Source organism: Acinetobacter sp. UBA6720 (assembly GCF_002454215.1).
Lineage (GTDB): Bacteria > Pseudomonadota > Gammaproteobacteria > Pseudomonadales > Moraxellaceae > Acinetobacter.
This window is the reverse complement of sequence record NZ_DKIK01000184.1, coordinates 1-3469: the sequence shown is the minus strand read 5'-3', so window position 1 is coordinate 3469 and position 3469 is coordinate 1. Positions and strand designations below refer to the sequence as shown.

Annotated in this window: 2 protein-coding genes; one reads left to right on the top strand and one right to left on the bottom strand. The window is 38.2% G+C overall.

Annotated elements, in window-relative coordinates; genetic code table 11:
* Positions 1–50 precede the first annotated feature (50 nt).
* Positions 51–1478: an ATP-binding protein gene (locus B4F08_RS15480; RefSeq protein WP_033134856.1), complete on the top strand. Its 1428-nt coding sequence runs from the start codon at positions 51–53 to the stop codon at positions 1476–1478.
* Between the two features lie 564 nt (positions 1479–2042).
* On the opposite strand, the gene B4F08_RS15475 is transcribed toward B4F08_RS15480, so the two are convergent.
* Positions 2043–3377 (bottom strand): ISNCY family transposase, encoded by a 1335-nt coding sequence (locus B4F08_RS15475; protein WP_033917544.1) that lies wholly within the window; start codon positions 3375–3377, stop codon positions 2043–2045.
* Between the last annotated feature and the right edge of the window lie 92 nt (positions 3378–3469).

Genomic DNA, 3469 nt, shown 5'->3' with positions numbered 1-3469 from the left:
TCTTATTTTGTGTATAGTAGCTTTTAGCATATTTATTGATGGTTATTACAATGCTAGTAATTTCAGAAAGAGAAGTTATAGATCGCTTAAATTTTGATAATCCGTGGTGGGAAGATAAGCATACCTCTATCCCTTATAGTAGTAATCCTAGACGAAAGTATTTTTCCTCTTTTTACTACACTGTATTAGACAGATCTATCAATAGAGCCGTTGTCTTGATGGGACCTAGACGTGTTGGTAAAACAGTCATGGTCATGCAAAGTATTTATGAATTGATCAATCACGAAGGCATTAATAATAAAAATATTTTATTTTTATCTCTTGAAACTCCTATTTACACAGGTATAAGTCTAGAAAAATTATTAAATATGTTCATTAAATTACATGAACATACAAGAAAATCAGAATTATTTATTTACTTTGATGAAATACAATACTTAAAGAATTGGGAAGTACACTTAAAATCTTTAGTTGACTCATACCCAGAGTATAAATTTATTGTTACAGGATCTGCTGCCGCTGCTTTGCGACTTAAAAGCAATGAATCAGGTGCTGGAAGGTTTAGTGACTATATCCTTCCTCCATTAACATTTGCTGAATATTTAGCCTTCATTGAAAGAGAAAATGAACTAATAGAAACTCTTAGAGATGATACAAGCAAAGTTTTCTTTAAAGCAAAAAACATAGAAGAACTAAATAAGGAGTTTATTAACTATCTCAATTATGGAGGATATCCTGAGGCTGTTTTCTCTTCAACAATTAGAGGAAATCAGGCTCAATATATTAAAAGTGATATTATAGATAAAGTTCTTTTAAGGGATCTACCAAGCTTATATGGAATTAATGATATCCAAGAACTTAATAGGCTATTTACAACCCTCGCATATAACACAGGGCAAGAAGTTTCTTTAGATGGATTATCAAAAGATTCAGGTGTTGCTAAGAACACAATAAAACGTTATCTGGAGTATCTAGAAGCTGCTTTTTTAATTAAACAAGTCGAAAGAATCGATAACAACTGCAAACGCTTCAAAAGAGCAACTTTTTTTAAAATTTATTTAACAAACCCATCTATGCGATCCGCTCTATTCGGACAAATTGATGATGAATCCCCTCATATGGGAGCACTTACAGAAACTGCTATCTTTAGCCAATGGCAACATAGCGATCTAACGTCCTTATATTATGCTAGATGGGATAAAGGTGAGATTGATATTGTACATTTAAATAGCTTACAAAAACCCTCATGGTTTATTGAAGTAAAATGGACTGATCGTCCATTTACCGACCATAAAGAGCTTAATAACTGTATTGAATTCAGGAAAAAAAATCCTGATATCAAAACAAAGAGAACACTCGTTACAAGTAAAACTATCGATGATCAATTAGAGTATAGAGGTGATACATTCGAATTTAAGCCTGCGAGCCTATATGCCTATACGCTAGGTTTTAACCTCTTACAGCGTAAAGAAATATAAATTACACAATAGAGTCAGCAGCAACTTTGATTTATATTCTAGATGCACATCCAAGCCTGACTTAAAACTCTAGGCAATAAAAAACCCCGACATCCTGTCGGGGTTTTTCGTATTTGGTACTAGGGTCAACTCCTGTCATCCCTCGCGTCCTGTCGCTGATTTTATTGTTGTTATCTGGAACATCCTGTTCTCGATGAACTCATCATAGGAAATTGAGCTGAGTATGGCTATTGGCAATTTTCTTGAATGGCTGTACGCCAAAACGTACACGGAAATAGCGTAAAAATTACCCCAAAGTTTATCCGCAGAGATTGGGGATGATTTCAATTGTGTGACGCTTGAGAAATCAGGGGAAAGTGAAATTTTGAGCATTTTTTAACCGATTTTATTGGCAGAATATGACAAAGTTGCTTAAAAATCAGCCGACTTGTTTCGGAGTCGGCTTTTTACCTATTTTTTAGTCATGACTAATTTTTTAAATATTTGAAAAACAATAATTTTTTAGAAGTGTGTTATTCACCAATTAAAATGTCTATGCGATAAACCATTTAAAATGTCCTGTTTTTAACCATAAGAGTCAAGCACAGGATTTAAATTTCTTTGTTCAATAACAGCTTTCTGAGCTTTACGGCTCGGCATACTTTTCTTGAGACGGGAACGTTTATTCTGTTTTTCCAACTCTTCGTGTTGCTGTTGAATATGAGCTAGGACTGCGCCTAACCGTTTATTCTCAACCACTTCATTTTGCTGCAGTCCAGCCAGTTTATTGAAGACGCTATAGTTGATCTTCCGTCCTTCATGCATGATGGCCACAGTGCCATCTGGATACTCCAGAAATGAAATGTATTGCCCAACCAGCTTATGATTCAGTACTGTTGGCTCAAGCATATAAATACATTTGTCATAGGTGATGGTCAGATTCTTAGTGACCTTACGTGGTTCCTGCCAGGTGAAAATATCCTCCAGTTCAAGATCAGATTCGGTTAAAGGGCGATGCAAGTTCTTGGAATTTCTCGCACACTTGGCGAACTTCTGATTGAAATGCTCAATAAAGCAGGGCAGCCATGCATTGGCTTCGGCAATCGAGCAGATGCCTTCCAGGCGCATCTCCTTGATCAGACGATCCTGCAGTGTCCTGTTAGCACGTTCCACACGACCTTTGGCCTGTGGGGAGTTGGCAAAGATAATATCAATGTTTAACTCATTCAGAATCCTGCCAAATTGTGTGATCTGACTGTCCTGACTGGATTTCTGGTTCACTCTGAATACCGAATGTTTGTCACTATAAAAGGCCAGCGGCTTGCCGTATTGTTCAATGTAGGCTCGGGTGGAAAGCATATAGTCAAAGGTGGTTTCAGCCTCACAAAAGCGCAGATGCAACAGCTTTCCAGTGGCATCATCGATATAAACCAGCAAGCAGCATTTTGCAGCTCGACCTTCAAACCAGTCATGATATGAGCCATCAATTTGGATCAGTTCACCGAAGCAATCCCGCTTATATCGAGGCTGATATGGCCGTTTCAGACGCTTGGATCGCGGAATCCAGAGTTCATTGGCAGTCATCCAGCGACGAACCGTTTCCACAGGAATATTCAGGTCAAACATGCTGCTGAGCTTCTCATGCGCCAAGGTTGGGCCAAAGCCCAGCAGATGTTCAGAAATAAGGGAAAGGCATTCAGACTTTACGGCTTCATCATGGCGACGATGACCCGGTTGACCACGACTGGCATGTGTCAGGCCTGAAATACCGTCTTGCTTGAGCTTGTGCAATAACCGGGTAATTTGACGGGTTGAAAGATTCAGAATTTCAGCAGCACGGACTTGTGTAATACGTCGATCTCGAACATCTTGCAGCACTGCAATACGTTGTATTTCCTTGTCAGACATAGTGATCAGCATCTCGATTCATATCCAGTCCATGATGTTGATGCGCATCATAGACCAGACATTTTTATTGGTGAGAATACAGACACTTTAAATGGTTTCTAACA